This window comes from Candidatus Limimorpha sp. (assembly GCF_056203535.1).
The window spans coordinates 55961-72973 of sequence record NZ_JBADWU010000058.1 but is presented as its reverse complement, the minus strand read 5'-3'; the positions used below and the strand labels follow the sequence as shown (position 1 = coordinate 72973).

Genomic DNA, 17013 nt, shown 5'->3' with positions numbered 1-17013 from the left:
ATGAAACAGACCACACAATGTTACCTTGAACGCGGCAGCCAATACCTGATGCTGCACCGCACGAAAAAACAAAATGATGAAAACCACGACAAGTGGATTGGGGTAGGAGGAAAGTTCGAGGAAGGTGAAAGCCCTGAAGATTGCATGTTGCGCGAAATCCGCGAAGAAACGGGTTTCACTGTCACCGAATGGCGCTATTGCGGCATCGTGACTTTCGTTTCCGACATTTGGCCTGCCGAACAGATGCACATTTTTGTCTGCACCGATTGGACGGGCGAACAGATTGAATGTAATGAAGGCGACTTGGAATGGATTGAAAAACAGCGTCTTTTGGAACTGCCGTCATGGGAAGGCGACAAGATTTTCCTGCGCTTGATTGATGAAAAAGTGCCGTTTTTCTCCTTGAAATTACGCTATGAAGGCGATGTGCTTCGCGAAGCAGTGCTGAATGGAAAGGTGTTGCCGCAATAAAGCAACGATTTTTCGGTTGCATTTTGCTTGAATAATACAATTTTCTTATTTTTGTCCCAAAAATCTGAAAATCATGGAAAAGAGAATCTTTATAGCCGTTTTGTTGCTTTTCTCCGTGGCATTTGGCTTTGCCCAAGAGAATGGCTACCGTAGTGTTGTCATTACGCCTGTAAATCCTGTCATTCAGCCGGGCGAATCGGTGACTTTGAATGCAACGGGCGCAACGTTTTTCCAATGGTCGCCTGCGACAGGCTTGAGTACGACAATTGGCCCAACAACGGTTGCATCGCCCAGTGTTACGACAACTTATACCTGCACGGGCTTTGAGCCTGGCCCAGAGCGCGTTACGAATGGCGATTTCGAGCAAGGCAACACGGGCTTCACTTCATCGTATCAATACAATTCTGACCTCTATGGCGAGGGAACCTATTATGTTGACAGCGATGCAAGCTGGCATCATGAAAGTTTCACTGGCCACGGGCATGGCGGTTCGGGTAATTTCATGATTATCAATGGCGCGACAATGCCGGGCACTAATGTCTGGACGGAAACCGTATCGGTGCAACCAAACACGAATTACGCTTTTTCCACATACGTCTGCTCGGTTTGTGCGGGCGCTGAGGCTCAATTGCAGTTCGGCATCAATGGGCAGCAGATTGGCCGTGTGTTTTCGGCACCGACGAACACAAATATCTGGATTCAGTTCTATCAGATATGGAACAGCGGCAATTCGACTTCGGCCACCATCACCATCTTGAACCAGAACACTACGGGCGGTGGAAACGATTTCGGTCTCGATGATATTTCTTTCTGCCAATTGGTCTACGACAGCGAAGCGCATAGCACCGTTACCGTGGATGCCATGAGTGCCGGAAACGATAATGTCTCAACGTGTTACGAAGAACCCGTCACCATTGATTTTCTCGATAATGACCATGTCTTGCAAAGTTGTAACAATTTGTCGTGCAGCATTATACAGCAGCCCGCTAATGGTTCGGCAACATACGCAAGCAACATCATGCGCTATACGCCAAACAATGGTTTCTCAGGAACTGATTCTTTCCGTTACCGGATAACTTGCAGTGGCCAATCGGCGGAGGCGACGGCGAATGTCACGGTTTACGGACAGCAGTTGAAAGAAGAAACCCATGTGTCGTGCGGGGAATTCCATTGGCACGGAAACACTTATACGGAAACGGATGATTATATGGTTACGGTTCCTGGAGTCGGGCAGCATGGATGCGATAGCGTTTACATCTTGCATCTTACGATAGCAGAAACAGTGTTTTCCGATACCGTTGCTTCGGTTTGCGAGCCGTTTTTCTGGCATGGCATGGAATGTCAGAGTTCCGGCGATTATTTCGATACCATTCAGACGCAGTTGGGGTGCGACAGCATAGTCACTTTGCATCTTACCATGGGTTCGGCATCTGAACATTTTGATACACCAAAAGTCTGTTATTCATACGATTGGGATGTTGAAGGCGAGATTTATCATTATGAGCAGTCATGCTGTGACACAGTCGTTGTTGAAGGTCAAGGCGATGAGTGTGACCGAATTTATTATCTTGATTTGACGGTTTATCAGGCTTCGCAAATCACCATCGACACATTGGGCTGCAATGAGTTCCAAAGTCCTTGGTGCGACTCGGTTTATACGCAATCGGGCATTTATTCGCATTATTATGTAGGCCCTCATGGTTGCGACAGCTTGGTGCGGCTGAACCTGACCATCGTACAAAGTGAAACGTTTGATGAAGAAGACGCGACTTGCGAACTGCCTTATCATTGGCAAAGTCATGGCTATGATTTGGGCTATTTGAACGAAGAAGGGTTTTATTCTCAAGATGTTAGCGTTGGCGATTGTTTTGTCACCTTCAATCTGAATCTGATTGCGGGAGCCGATTCGGAGCCAAATGTCTTTGATATTGATGATGAGTGCGATTTTTATGAATGGCAGGATTCGACGTATTACGAAAGCGGCACGTACGAAGTTCATCTGCACAACGTGTTGGGTTGCGATAGTACATTGATTTTGAACCTGTCACTTGGATATACGCCAGAATTGACTGAAATCAGGTCTGCAACTGCTGGAATCACGCATTGGGTTATCCCGGCATCTGAATTTCAAGTCAATGAATATACCTATTATGTTGAGAATGCTACTGAAAATGAAGATTTCTATAGCATTGTGTGGAGTTTTGAGAGTCCAATAGGTTGGAAATTGACTCCTTCAGACGATGGAAAATCTTGTGCCGTTTCTGTGCATTACTATACAACGGATACTGTTTGGCTGCAAGCCAAGGCCTACAATAGATGTGCTCCTGATGGGGTGGAAAGCAAATATTGGCTGGTATGTTCATTCTATGGTGTTGATGAAATAGGAACAATGTCTGTAAGGCTTTATCCGAATCCGGCACATGGGCAACTTGTTGTTGAAGCGGAAGGTATCCGTCAGGTTTCCGTTTGCAATATGTTTGGACAGATTTGCCAAAAATATATGGATTTGTCGACGGATAAACTTATGCTTAACACAGAAATGTTACCTTCAGCCTTGTATTATGTAGAAGTTGTCGCGGAAAAGGGTAGGGCAGTCCGAAAGGTGGAAGTGATTCGGTAAGTGACACTAAAAAAATAAGTTGTAACACATTTCAATGTTAGCAATTATTTTCTTGTCCAACGCAAGTCGTCACATATTATTCATAAATTTATGAGAATTTAGCTGATATACATGTAATTATGATTTTGTCAATTTATGATCCATTCACGATAATTTGCGTTTAGCGAAGCAAATAAACAGCTATTTCTGTTACAGGTTATTTTTTTATTCTCGCTTATCTCTCTGTGAACGACTTGAAGAAAATTTCAGCGTCCTTCCAAACCGTGTAATCGCGGGCATAAACAAGATTAAGCTGATTGACAAAAGGACTGTCCTCTAAAACATCAGGATCAAGATAGGAAGCCGGATTGAAAATGCCGCGTCTGATTTTCGGCAGTTTCAGCGCATCGTCATCAATAGGGCAATAGCCGACCCATGTACAACGGCCAAACAGTACCAACACGGCATTTTTCAGGAAACGCACAGGATGCTTGACCAACAGAGCCAAAGGCAACCAAAACAAAATGCTAAAACAACTCACTAACACGTCAAACAAGCGTTTGTTGCGGCGGTTGGTGTTGGTGTCAATTGCCTTAATATCAACGGTATAAAGATCACCGCGAGTATTGATGCTGTTGCTGCCGATGATTGAAAGACTATCTTCGGGTGCAATCTTATAATCCACATTGGTTGCATGCCACTCCACCATCTTATCGATGATGACTTGATGCGGCACGTCTTTTGAGCAGAAAATCACCTCCGAAATTCTGTAAATCGTAATGATGTCGGGTACTTGACTTATATTCCCAATGAAACCTTCTGGCACATCGCTTTCGGCATCCGAAAACACACGACCAACGAAATCAGGCTTAATAGATGTGCTATCCAACAGATTTTCAACTCTTTGCACTTCCGCTTCGCTACCGATGAGCAGAAACCGTTTTTTCTGGTTTTTCTTCAGTTGAAAGGCTTCATTTCCAGAAAGATAACCGACACACCGTGTCAAGCACATCTCCAAGGCAAGCCAAATAGTGCCAAACAATATCAAGGCACGCGAAAAACGCAGACTTTCAGGCAACAAGGCGTATAGCACCAAAATCAAAACACTGCCTATGGCGACACCGAAAACACTCTTTCCATAGCCGTAGGGCTTGTCGTAACCGCCACAGAAATAGGAACATAAAAGCCAAATCAAGATGTAGACAGGCAGGACTGCTGCAAACAACACTGTTGGGTAATTGCCTGCACCACTATACACTGTCATTCTACCCCAAAAATAACTGATGGCAGCCAAGCCTCCATAACCCAGAATGGTATCGATAACCGGCATGAATGCTTTGTGGAAGAATTGAGAAACCAGTGCAAGGAATGCTTTAAAATAAATGGCTAAATTGATTAAAAATGAGAAAGTTGAAGCTCGCTTTTGTCCAAAGTGTTTCTTGGCGAAAATCTCCATGGCCTTGTAAAACACAAAGACATAGTTGACGCTCGTTTTCTTGGTGCTTTCGCCTTTATAATGAATGATTCGGGTTTCGGGGAAATAGTAATTCTTGTAACCGCCCAAAGTGATGCGATATGACAAATCAATGTCTTCGCCATACATGAAAAAAGTTTCGTCCAAAAGCCCGACCTTGTCCAAAGTTTCACGCCGCATCAGCATGAAAGCACCCGCAAGTATCTCAACCTCATTCGTCTCGTCATTCGACAAATGCCCCATGTAATAATGCGCAAAACGTTTGGAATGGGGAAACAACTTGGTTAGGCCAAACATCTTATAAAAAGCTGTCATAGGTGTAGGCAGGCCGCGTTTCGATTCGGGCAAAAACTGCCCCTTGCCGTCCACCATCTTCACGCCTAAACCGCCCGCATCGGGATGTGCATCCATGAAAGCGAGGCACTTGCTGAAAGTGTCGTTTTCGACTACAGTATCGGGATTCAAAAGCAACACATATTCACCAGTCGAAATCCTGATAGCCTGATTGTTAGCGCGACTGAAACCAACATTTTCCTTATTGGCGATAACCTTCACTTCGGGAAATTTCTGCGCCAGCATCTTCAACGAGCCGTCAACAGAATTGTTGTCGACGACAAAAACCTCACTTTCAATGCCTTGCAATGCAAGACGCACTGAATAAAGGCATTGTTCCAAAAAATACTCTACGTTATAATTTACGATGACGATAGATAACTTCATACTCAAAAAAATCTGTCAAAGATAAGACACTTTGCCGAATTGACAAACAAAATTCTTCCGTTTTCAGCGTTTTGACTTTCAAATAACGCGAGGAAAAGAAAAGAATTGTATTTTTGTCAACAAATTTAGGATGCTACTTCTATGTTCAAGAAGATATTAGGGACTGGTGCAACACGAATACTGAACCTTCTGATTGGCTTGGCCAATATGATGCTTGGTGCCAAGATTTTAGGTGCCGCCGAGTGGGGCATCGGTTATATGGTTGTCCTCGATGTTTCCTTCCTCCTCATTGGCATTGAACTTATTGCAGGCAGCGGTCTGGTCTATTTCACGCCACGGAAAAAACTTTCCACATTGATGTTGGTTTCCTATTCATGGATTATCATAATGGTTTTGTTCTATGCCATCACGTTTTGGCTTCTTTCCTTTTTCCCAAAAACTTTCTGTACTATGGTGCCAGATGGCTACGCCAAGATTATTTTGCTGATGGTCTTGGTTTACAGTTTTCATGGCTTCAATCTCAACATCTTTTTGGGCAAAGAAAAAGTCAATCTGTATAATTGGGTGTTTTCTATCCAAATCCTGACTCAAATCTTCGTGATGTGTCTGTTGCTTTTTGTTTTTCATCTTACTGATGCTCACGCATTTATCTATTCCTTGCTATGCGGTTATTCTGTCGCCGCCCTCGTCGGGTTCTGCTTCATGCTTCCCATGGTGAAAAATGAAGGTTTCAACTCCGTCAAAAGCACTGTAAAAGAGATGTTTAACTATGGCGTCGTCATTCAGCTTTCAGCTTTGGTCACAATATTAAACAAAAGGTTGAGTATGTCGATGCTCAAGCAACATCAAGGCGACGACAAAGTAGGTGTGTTTTCTTCTGGAACGCAAATCGCTGAAGGTGTGAAGATTATCGGAAACAGTCTCGCCTTGGTGCAGTTTTCGGCCTTGAGCAATATGACGGAGCGCAGAGAAGCCATTCAACTTACCTTACGATTCATCAAGATTGCGGTCTTGTTCACATTCTTGGCCTTGGCTATCATTCTCTTGTTGCCAACCACATTTTACGAATGGATTTTGTCGAGTGAATTTGCTGAAATAAAGCAAGTTATGCTTTGTCTGTCACCTGGAATCATCTTTTTGGCTGCCCATACCATCCTGACGCATTATTTTTCAGGAACAGGACAGCCGAAATATAATTTATATGCTTCAATCACAGGACTTTGCTTCACCATTCCAAGCACTTTGCTTTTGGTAAAACCACTTGGCATCAATGGTGCGGCAATAGCCTTTTCCATTACATTTGCCGCGACTTTCACCTACCATTGGCTCATTTTCCGCAAGCAAAGTTCGGCGCACCTCGTTGATTTGATTCCCAACAAGGAAGATTGGATTTGGGCAAAGGATGAAATGAGGAAACTGATGGGGAAATAAAAATCGGCTGCACAGATAACCCGCACAGCCGATTTTTCTAAAATGCAAGCAATCAATGTCTTGCCTTCAGGAAACTGTAATTCTTTCCGTAATTCATGTGTTGACCAACGAAATCATCGGGATATTCAATCTTGTAGTCAACGGTTTCGCCGTTTTCAACCACAGGAACGATTTCTGGATTGATGAAACCGCCGTAAGGTCTCAGGCCGAGGGCATCGTAGCGTTCCTTCACTTCCTTATGAAGCACAGGGTCAACCTTGACGGCATATTTTTCGACCAAAGCCTTGCCAGCTTCGTAGTCGCCTTCGCTCTTGATGCGCTGCACTTCGGCGAGCAATTCGCCAAACAGGTTGCGCAAAGCCTCGTAATCGTTGATGACGAAATAAGTCTTGCCGTTTTCGACTATCTTTTCAATCACTTTGGCTTCCATGCCGTGTTCGTAGCACCATTCGGAAATGAGCTTGCGGTTCTGCATGTGCGATTCGGTGACATCCTTGCCCAGTTCAACGCGGGCCAACTGTGTCATCAAGCCATTGCGGATGTAACCGGCAAATTCAGCTTTGTAGGCTTCCGGATCCGACAAAATGCCCAATTCAACCATCTTAGGATCAGCGCAATAGTAAAGACCAAACAAGTCGGCGCGGGCTTCTTCCAAAGTGGAACTGAATTCCTTCAAGGCACCAGGCTGAACGCCAGGCAGCAGTTGACCTGAACCATGACCGAGACATTCGTGGAGGTTGGTGTGAATCACATCAGATTCCGAACCGAATTTCTTGCAGAGGTCGATTTCATCCTGCGAATAAGCAAACTCAGCCAAGGCGCTGCGTGGACTTTCGTCAGCAGCCTTGTCGTAAGCCACCATCAGGTTGGAAATTGTAACCGACTTTGAACCGTAATCCTTGCGGATCCAGTCGGCATTAGGCAGGTTGATGCCAATCGGAGGTGCCGGGAAGCAATCGCCAGCCAATGTGGTGACGATGATGCTTTTTGCCGAAACACCCTTACATTCCTTCTTCTTAAAGCGTTCATCGACAGGCGAATTGTCTTCGAACCACTGTGCGTTTTCGCTGATAATATTGGAGATGGCCGTAGCTTCCACATCCTTGTAATCGACAATGGCTTCCCAAGTAGCCTTCATGCCCATCGGGTCGCCGTAGTCTTCGATGAAACCATTGACAAAATCGATGGTCGAAAGTGAATCCTGGACCCAGGCAATGTTGTATTCGTCCCAAGTCTTCAGGTCGCCAGTCGTGTAATAGTCAATCAGTTTCTGCGTGTAATCGCGCTGAATGTCGTTTTCGGCGACTTCGTTAGCCTTTTGCAGCCAGTCAATGATGGCATTGATGGCATCGCCATACAAACCGTCGGCCTTGTAGACATCTTCATAGATTTGACCGTCTTTCTTGACGAGTTTGGAATTCAAGCCGTAGGAAATCGGCGTTTCATCGTTAGGCTTGCGCATCTTGCCGTAGAAATCTTCCACTTCGGCCTTGGTGATGTCGCCATCGTAGAAGTTGACAGCTGAATTGGCGATGATGTCTTCTTCGCTGCTGCGACGAATCTTGTAAAGTTCGCGGTCGAAGACGACAGGGGTCAGAAAAGTGATGAAATCATCAATGCTTTCACCTTCGTTCAAAGGCAGCAAGGTAGCATCGCAACCTCTCACCAAGTCAGCGAAATAAGCCTCGGAGACTTCAGGGAAGAACTTGTCTTCAGCATAATGGTGATGGATGCCGTTGCTGAAGAAAACGCGCTTTGCATAGACCATGAAATTCTGGAAATCAGCACATTCACGGTCGCCTTGATAGGATTCGATGACAGCCTCGATGGTCTTGCGCACCGTCAGGTTGTACTTGAAATTCTGGTCGGCGAGGATGTCGCGGCCACATTTGGCGGCTTCGCCCAAATAATAGACGTAAGCCTTCTGTTGCAGCGTCAGCTGATCCCATTCAGGAATCTGATAACGCATGACTTTCAAGTCGGCGAACTCATCGACGAGGAACTTGAATTCCTGTTCCTGCGGCTGAGCCTGAGCTTCGTCGGCAGTCTGCTGAGGCGCGCAAGCGGCAAGCGTCCCAGCCAATCCGATACAAATCATTAGCTTTTTCATTTGATTAGGTTTATGTTATAGAATTTGTTTGCTTAAAAACGGCACCGCAAACTTAGGGAAAAAACACGTATCAATGAAATATCAAGTAAATTTTTCCTCAACTGAAATTTGCTCTCAGCGGCATTTTTGGCAATTTGAAATTTGCTCTCATCGGCATTTTTAGCAATTTGAAATTTGCTATCAGCGGTATTTTTTTTTCAAAAAACATTGTCAATCAATAATTTTTATCTATATTTGCATCGTTATAAAAAATCAAGCCATGTCAGAACATATTTTCAAGCGCAAACTGTACGACAGAATGCTTCAATGGAAGAAGGAAGAGCAAGGAAAGACCGCCTTACTGATTGAAGGCGCAAGGCGCGTCGGCAAGTCAACATTGGCACGGCAATTCGCCCAAAACGAATACAAGTCGCATCTTGTCATCGACTTTTCGAATCCGAACCCGGAAGTCGTCAAACTGTTCGATGATTACTCGAATATGGACATGTTCTTTATGAAACTGAAACTGGCATGCCAAGTGACGTTATATAAGCGTGAATCAGTCATCGTTTTCGACGAAGTCCAAAAAGTGCCGAAAGCAAGGGAAGCCATCAAGCATCTTGTCGCCGATGGACGCTACGACTATATCGAAACAGGCTCCTTGATTAGCATCCAGCAAAACGTCGAAAGCATCATCATACCTAGCGAGGAAGAAGCGATTAGTCTTTATCCGCTTGATTATGAAGAATTTCGCTGGGCCTTAGGTGACCATGAAACTCTTGACATACTGAGAGAGACTTTCAGCAAAAGAATATCGTTGACCGATGGCATCAACCGAAAACTCATGTTCGATTTCCGCCTTTACATGCTCATTGGCGGAATGCCACAAGCCGTAAACGAATATCTTGAAACGCATGATTTAGGCAGAGTGGACAAAGTGAAAAGAGGAATTATCCGTCTGTATGCCAACGATTTCCATAAAATCGACAAGACCGATAAGGCAAAATCCGTCTTCCTTTCCATTCCTTCCGAACTGCACAAAAACGCATCACGTTTTCAGATGAGCACGGTGATTGAGAACGTGAAACAGGCAAAAGCCTTGGATTTGGTGTACATTATGCAAGACAGCATGACGGTCAATCCTGCCTATCACCTTGATGACCCGCAAGTTGGATTTGAATTGTCATATGACAGAAGCACTTACAAACTTTATTTGTGCGACACAGGTCTGTTTGTCACCTTGGCATTTTGGGACAAGCAATTCACTGATAACGTCATTTACCAGAAGCTAATCAGCGACAAACTCGATGCAAACTTAGGTTATGTTTACGAAAACGTGGTTGCCCAAATGCTGGTTGCTGCCGGCAATCGGCTTTGCTATCACACTTTCTGCGATGAACAGAACCATCGCTATGAGGTCGATTTCATCCTGTCGCGTTCCAACAAGATTTGTCCAATTGAGGTAAAATCAGCAGGTTACAACACACACAAGTCTTTAGACAAGTTCTGCGAGCGATTCTCAAAACACATTTCGACACGCTACCTCATCTACACGAAAGACTTCCGCCAAGACGACACAACCTTGATGGTGCCCGTCTACATGACTGGTTTGCTTTAGTTCTCCGCCATCAGTTGTTTGAGCACTGTAACGAAATCCAAAATATCCTGTTCGGTCGTGTCGAAAGCACACATCCAACGCACCACATCGGCATCTTCGTCCCAATCGTAGAAGAAATAATGGTTCTGCAATTCCTTCCATACCTTGCGCGGCAATTGTGCAAACACGCCATTGGCCTGAACGGGATACATCACCTTGACGCCCGGAATGTCTTTCACACTATTATATAAAAGCTGCGCCATCCGGTTGGAATGTTCGGCATTGCGGCGCCATAAGTCGTTTTCAAAATACGCATCGAACTGTGCAGCGATGAAACGCATCTTCGAGCACAGCTGCATGGCTTGCTTGCGGCGGTATTTGAAACCATCGGCAAGTTCAGGGTTGAGCAACACGACCGCCTCCCCCATCATCAGGCCGTTTTTAGTGCCGCCAAACGAAACGGCATCAACGCCAAGATCGGTCGTCATTTCACGGAAAGTGCAGTTCAAGGCAACGGCAGCATTGCCCAAACGGGCTCCGTCAACATGGACATACATGCCGTATTCATGCGCCAAAGCAACCAAGGCCTTGATTTCATCTATCGTGTAAAGCGTGCCCAATTCGGTAGGTTGCGTGATAGAAATCACTTTCGGCTGGCTATGATGCTCAAAGCCAAAGCCGTGCAATTGGGTTTTCACCAACTCAGGCGTCAGTTTGCCATCTGGTGTCGGCACCGTCAGCAGACGGCAGCCCACGATTCGCGAAGGCGCGCCACATTCATCAACATTGATATGAGCAGTCTCGGCACACACCACGGCATGGTGCGAGCGCGTCATTGCATCGATGCAAAGCGTGTTGCACCCAGTCCCGTTAAATGCGAAATAGACATTGGCCTGTTCGCCGAAATATTGTTTGAAACGCTTCTCGGCAGCAGCGCAATATTCGTCATCACCGTAAGCCAAGGCATGTTCTTGGTTGACGCGGGCGATGGCTTCCAAGACCTCTGGGCAAATGCCTGAATGGTTGTCACTTCCAAAACCTCTTTTCATAGTGTAAATTATTAGATTCCAACCTTATAACTTGCTATTCGTATTGGTGTTGATTCATTCTTAATTTTCGGTTATCAGTTTTCACTCGTCACCATTAACCCAACTCAAAATCGCGCCTCTACATTTTATTCATTGATACGTTCCGAAATGGAATACACACGTTTTTCGCGTTGCGTCGAGGTAATCATTTCTGCCAGAAAACCTGTGGAGAACAGCTGAACGCCAATCACCATAGCCAAGAGGCAAAAATAGAACAACGGTCGGTCGGTCATGTGATAGACGTGGGCGAAAATGCGCGAACAAGCCAGATACAGGGCGATGACAAAACCGATGAGGAAAGTCAACGAGCCCCAAAGCCCGAAAAAATGCATTGGGCGGTTGCTGAACTTGGAGATGAAATTGATGGTCAACAAATCCAGATAGCCACGCACGAAACGGCTCATGCCGAACTTGCTTGTGCCATATTTGCGCTTTTGATGATGCACGACCTTCTCCCCAATATTGCCGAAGCCATTCATCTTGGCGATGACAGGAATGTAACGGTGCATCTCGCCATAAATCTGAAGGCTTTTCACCAAATCCAAACGATAGGCCTTCAAGCCGCAATTGAAATCATGCAATTTGATTCCCGACATTTTCCTTGTCGTCCAATTGAACAGCTTGGAAGGGATGTTTTTCATCAACTTGGAATCGTAACGGACTTTCTTCCAGCCTGATACCAAATCATAACCGTCTTTTTTAATCATCTTGTAGAGTTCAGGGATTTCGTCAGGGCTATCCTGCAAATCGGCATCCATCGTGATGACCACATCGCCTTGGACGAGTTTGAAACCTTCGTTCAAAGCCGGCGACTTGCCGTAATTCTTGCGGAATCGGATTGCCTTCACATTCGGATTCTGCTTCGAAAGTTCCTGAATGATGTGCCATGAATTGTCGGTTGAACCATCATCAACGAAAACTATTTCGTAGGAATAACCTTCCTTTTCCACGACACGACGAATCCATGCCTCCAACTCAGGCAGCGACTCCGCTTCATTTAATAAAGGTATGACTATTGAAAGATCCATTTTTCTGATTTTTTGGACTTGTGGACAATTAGACTGTTTGACTTTTAGACTGTTTGACAATTGGACTTTGGGACTATTAGACTATGGGGAGAGATTTAAAGATTTAAGATTTAAGGATTTAAAGATTTGAACAATTTTGAACTATCGAAAACTATAAACTGATAACCGATAACTGATAACTGAAAACCAATACCCCTTCACCCCATTACCATTCATCTGATTTCCGTCTTTCCTCCCATATAAGGTCTCAAGGCTTCAGGGATAGCAACTGAACCGTCAGCGCGGAGATTATTCTCCAAGAAGGCAATCAACATGCGCGGAGGAGCCACAACGGTATTGTTCAAGGTGTGTGCGAAATAGTTTCCGTTTTTACTCTTAATCCTAATCTTCAGACGACGGGCCTGAGCATCACCGAGATAGGAACAACTGCCCACTTCGAAATACTTCTTCTGGCGCGGCGACCAAGCCTCAACATCCAACGACTTGACCTTTAAGTCGGCCAAATCGCCAGAGCAGCATTCTAAAGTACGAACCGGAATATCCATAGAGCGGAACAATTCAACGGTATTGCGCCACATCTTTTCGTACCACATTTCCGATTCCTCTTCCTTGCAGATGACGACCATTTCCTGCTTTTCGAACTGGTGGATACGGTAAACGCCGCGTTCCTCAATGCCATGAGCACCCTTTTCCTTTCTGAAGCAAGGTGAATAACTCGTCATGGTCAACGGGAGCTTGTCTTCAGGAATCATCTGGTCGATGAACTTGCCAATCATGGAGTGTTCGCTGGTGCCAATCAGATAAAGGTCTTCGCCTTCAATCTTATACATCATGGCATCCATTTCGGCGAAACTCATCACGCCTGAAACGATTTCGCTTCTGACCATGAAAGGAGGAATGCAATAGGTGAAACCTCTTTCAATCATGAAGTCGCGGGCGTAGGTAATGACGGCTGAATGAAGACGAGCAATGTCGCCCATCAGATAATAGAAGCCATTACCAGCCACACGGTGAGCGGCATCCAAATCAAGGCCATTGAACTTAGCCATGATGTCGGCATGATAAGGTACTTCGAAATCAGGAACGACTGGGTCTCCAAACTTCTCAATCTCAACATTATGCGTGTCATCAGGACCAATTGGCACCGATGGAGCGATGATGTTCGGGATGGCATACATCACCTTGGTCAATTCGTCCATGAGGGAAGTCTGCTGCTTGGCGAGATTTTCCAGTTCCTGAGCGTTGGCTTCAACGACTTTCTTTAATTCGTTGGCCTTTTCAACCTCCTTGTTTTTAAAGAGGATTCCTATTTCCTTTGAAATGGAGTTGCGCTGCGAGCGCAGATCGTCAGCACGCTGCTGACAATCACAATATTGCTGATATAAAGCAATTGCCTGGTCAACCAAAGGCAACTTGCTGTCTTGGAATTTTTTCTTGATGTTTTCTCTGACGATGTCAGGATTCTTGACTAAAAACTTAATGTCAATCATGATTGCATGAATTTATAGATTAAATTGCAAAAGTAAGATTTTTTTGCCAAAACGCCCTCACATTTCATCTTTTTCATTCGCCATTGACGAAAAATAGGCGAAATCAGGAAAACGCCCCAGTGTAACATCAACCTGCTATTTGGCTTTGACTTCAAGAATATCGTCCATGAAATATTCTATTCCAATCGATTTCCAATTGTAATAGTGTAATAGGACTACCTGAAATTCAAATCACCCGTTCATTCACTACGCGCCATTCGCCGGGTTGCAATTCGCCTAAATCAATGTTGCCAATCTGTACACGAATGAGGCGTAAAGTGGGGAATCCAACGGCTGCCGTCATGTGGCGCACTTGGCGGTTTTTGCCTTCGATGAGGGTGAGGCGAACCCAACTTGTCGGGATGTTGGCGCGGTAACGGATAGGAGGGATGCGTTCCCATAGATTTTCAGGCTCCGAAACGATTTCAGCCTTGCAAGGTTTTGTTTGATAGCCTTTTATGTTGACACCTTTTGCCAATTGGCGCACGGCTTCGGGGGTAATCTGTCCATCGACTTGTGCCAGATAGGTGCGTGGATGCTCAAATTTCGGGTCTAAGAGTCTTTTGATGAGTTTGCCGTTGTCGGAAAGCAATAAGGCACCTTCGCTGTCGTGGTCGAGGCGGCCTGCGGCATAAACGCCTGGTGGTAGGTCAAATTCGTTCAGCGCCTGATGTCCGGCTTCGGGTGTGAATTGGCTTAAAACGCCATACGGCTTATTGAATAAAATGTTCATAACCAAATGATTAAAACAGCAGTCCGGTAAATTCTTCCTGCCTTTCCACGCCAATCATTTTTTCAAAATCCGCTTCGGTGATGATTGGAATGTTGAGAATTTCGGCTTTCTTGCGTTTTTCGGGTCCCATTTTGTCGCCAGCCAGCACAAAATCGGTTTTGGAGGAGATGGAACTGACGTTTTTGCCGCCGTATGCCTCAATGGTTTCCTTGATGCCGTCGCGTGAATAATGCTCGAAAACGCCACTCACTACAAACGATTTGCCAGCCAGAACTTGCTCTTTGTCAGAGGCTTGCTTTTCTTCTACAACAAATCGCAAACCGGCGGTTTTCAGTCGGTTGACAATTTCGATGTTGCGTTCGTCATCAAAGAAATTCCTGACCGAAAGGGCGATTTTTTCACCGATTTCATCAATTTTCGTCATTTCTTCAACGCTTGCATTGATGATATGGTCGATGTCGTGCAGGGCAAAGGCAAGCGTCTTGGCAACCGTTTCGCCGACGAATTTGATGCCCAAGGCAAAAAGCACACGCTCGAATGGAACGGATTTCGATTTCTCCAAAGCATCCAGTATGTTGAGAGCCGTCTTTTCCTTGAAACTGACTTTGCGTGTCGCGACGGGCAGCAGACTATATTCATCTTGAATGGTGATAACTTTCTCTAAACCAAATAGTTTGTCGTATGTCAAATCGTATAAATCGGCAACATCCTTGATGAGACCTTCCTCGTAAAGCAATTCGACTTTCCCTTCGCCGAGGCTCTCAATGTTCATGGCTTTGCGCCCGATGAAATGCTCGACGCGCCCTCTGATTTGTGGTGAACAGCCCAAAGTATTCGGGCAATACCAAGCCACTTCTCCTTCGTTTTGCACCAATTCTGCTCCGCAAATCGGGCAATGCGTGACAAATTTCACTGGCTCTACGCCTTCTTTGCGGCAGTTCAGGTTGACGCCGATGATTTTCGGAATGATTTCGCCACCTTTCACTACACTCACGGTGTCGCCATAATGCAAATCGAATTGACGGATGAAATCTTCGTTGTTCAAGGTGGCGCGTTTTACGGTCGTGCCTGCTAACTGAACGGGAGCAAGGTTCGCTACAGGGGTAATTGTCCCATGTCGACCGACCTGAAAATCAACGCTTAAAAGTTCCGTTTCCACTTCTTCGGCCTTGAATTTGTAGGCTATGGCCCATTTCGGTGATTTCGCCGTGAAGCCAAGCATTTGCTGCTGGGCAAAACTGTTCACTTTCAGCACGATGCCATCGATGGCGAAAGGTAGTTCGTGGCGTTTTTCATCCCAATAGTTGATGAAGTCGAAAATCTCATCAACATTTTTGCAAAGGCAGATGAAATTGGAAACGTTGAAACCCCATTTGCGCGAGGCCATCAGCGACTCGTAATGCGTTGAAAAACGGGTCTCTAAGTCGTCCATCATCATGTAGTATTCGTAACTGTCCAAACGCCGGTGCGCCACTTCGCGCGAGTCTTGCAGTTTCAATGTTCCGGCGGCTGCATTGCGCGGATTGGCAAAGAGTTGCGAGCCTTCGTCGGCACGTTCTTCGTTGAGGCGGTTGAAGCTATCCAAAGGCATCACGATTTCGCCACGCATCTCGAAAAACGGTGGAAAATCGCCTTGCAGTTTCAGCGGAATGGTGCGGATGGTCTTTACGTTGGTCGTTACATCGTCGCCGCGTGTGCCGTCGCCGCGAGTCACGGCACGCACCAAAACGCCGTCTTCGTATTGCAGACTGATGGAAAGACCGTCGAATTTCAATTCGCAACAAAACTCAACTTCTTCATTGATAGTCTTTTTGATGCGCGTGATAAATTCTTGAATGTCTTCCTTGCTGTAGGAATTGGCCAACGAAAGCATCGGATAGCGGTGCTCGACGCTTTTGAATTCCTTCGTCACGCCGCCGCCGACACGCTGTGTAGGAGAGGTGGACAGCAAAAATTGGGGGAACTCCTTTTCCAAACGACTCAACTCTTCGAGTTTCATATCGAACTCGTAATCGCTGATGGTCGGGTTGGCGAGGATATAATAGTTATAGTTGTGTCTTTCAAGTTCTTCGCACAATTCGGCGATACGTTGACGGGCTTCTTCGGAGTTCATGAGAATGTGAATTTTGGACAATTAGACTTTTGGACTAATGGACTGTTAGACTTGTGGACAGTTGGACTATTGGAGTTTTTTTGACGGCCTTTTGGAAGAATGTCACTCACGCCTGCGCGGGAGTCTCATCTCAGTTTTATC

General features: G+C 45.5%; 11 protein-coding genes. 4 read left to right on the top strand and 7 right to left on the bottom strand.

The window, feature by feature from the left end; all coding sequences use genetic code 11:
• Both AC06MN_RS07100 and AC06MN_RS07095 read left to right on the top strand, forming a co-directional pair.
• The gene (locus tag AC06MN_RS07100; RefSeq protein ID WP_475671660.1) at positions 1-471 is read left to right on the top strand and encodes an NUDIX hydrolase; all 471 of its coding nucleotides are present in this window, start codon (positions 1-3) and stop codon (positions 469-471) included.
• 73 nt (positions 472-544) lie between these two features.
• Complete coding sequence (locus AC06MN_RS07095) at positions 545-3091, top strand: Ig-like domain-containing protein (RefSeq protein WP_475671659.1); 2547 nt, start codon at positions 545-547, stop codon at positions 3089-3091.
• Positions 3092-3305: 214 nt separating this feature from the next.
• On the opposite strand, the gene AC06MN_RS07090 is transcribed toward AC06MN_RS07095, so the two are convergent.
• Complete coding sequence (locus AC06MN_RS07090) at positions 3306-5264, bottom strand: glycosyltransferase family 2 protein (protein WP_475671658.1); 1959 nt, start codon at positions 5262-5264, stop codon at positions 3306-3308.
• Between the two features lie 141 nt (positions 5265-5405).
• On the opposite strand from AC06MN_RS07090, the gene AC06MN_RS07085 reads away from it, so the two are divergent.
• On the top strand, positions 5406-6695 hold the full coding sequence (locus tag AC06MN_RS07085; protein ID WP_475671657.1) for a lipopolysaccharide biosynthesis protein: 1290 nt from the start codon (positions 5406-5408) through the stop codon (positions 6693-6695).
• Positions 6696-6747: 52 nt separating this feature from the next.
• Here the strand turns inward: AC06MN_RS07085 and AC06MN_RS07080 are convergent, their stop codons facing one another.
• Positions 6748-8805 carry a dipeptidyl-peptidase 3 family protein gene (locus tag AC06MN_RS07080; protein ID WP_475671656.1) on the bottom strand — a complete coding sequence of 686 codons (2058 nt, stop codon included), beginning with the start codon at positions 8803-8805 and terminating at the stop codon, positions 6748-6750.
• Between the two features lie 259 nt (positions 8806-9064).
• Between AC06MN_RS07080 and AC06MN_RS07075 the strand changes: the two genes are divergently transcribed.
• Positions 9065-10402, top strand: a complete 1338-nt coding sequence (locus AC06MN_RS07075) for an ATP-binding protein (protein WP_475671655.1) — start codon at positions 9065-9067, stop codon at positions 10400-10402.
• Here the strand turns inward: AC06MN_RS07075 and AC06MN_RS07070 are convergent.
• The 5 genes from AC06MN_RS07070 to ligA all read right to left on the bottom strand — a co-directional run bounded on the left by AC06MN_RS07070 (position 10399) and on the right by ligA (position 16872).
• On the bottom strand, positions 10399-11430 hold the full coding sequence (locus AC06MN_RS07070) for a threonine aldolase family protein (protein WP_475671654.1): 1032 nt from the start codon (positions 11428-11430) through the stop codon (positions 10399-10401). The genes AC06MN_RS07075 and AC06MN_RS07070 overlap by 4 nt on opposite strands.
• Positions 11431-11555: 125 nt before the next feature.
• Positions 11556-12497: a glycosyltransferase family 2 protein gene (locus AC06MN_RS07065; protein WP_475671653.1), complete on the bottom strand. Its 942-nt coding sequence runs from the start codon at positions 12495-12497 to the stop codon at positions 11556-11558.
• A gap of 212 nt (positions 12498-12709) precedes the next feature.
• Entirely contained in the window at positions 12710-13987 is a 1278-nt protein-coding gene (serS, locus tag AC06MN_RS07060; RefSeq protein WP_475671652.1) for a serine--tRNA ligase, read from the bottom strand.
• A 226-nt stretch (positions 13988-14213) separates the two neighbouring features.
• Positions 14214-14759, bottom strand: a complete 546-nt coding sequence (locus tag AC06MN_RS07055) for a pseudouridine synthase (RefSeq protein WP_475671651.1) — start codon at positions 14757-14759, stop codon at positions 14214-14216.
• A 10-nt stretch (positions 14760-14769) separates the two neighbouring features.
• On the bottom strand, positions 14770-16872 hold the full coding sequence (ligA, locus tag AC06MN_RS07050) for an NAD-dependent DNA ligase LigA (RefSeq protein WP_475671650.1): 2103 nt from the start codon (positions 16870-16872) through the stop codon (positions 14770-14772).
• Positions 16873-17013 lie beyond the last annotated feature (141 nt).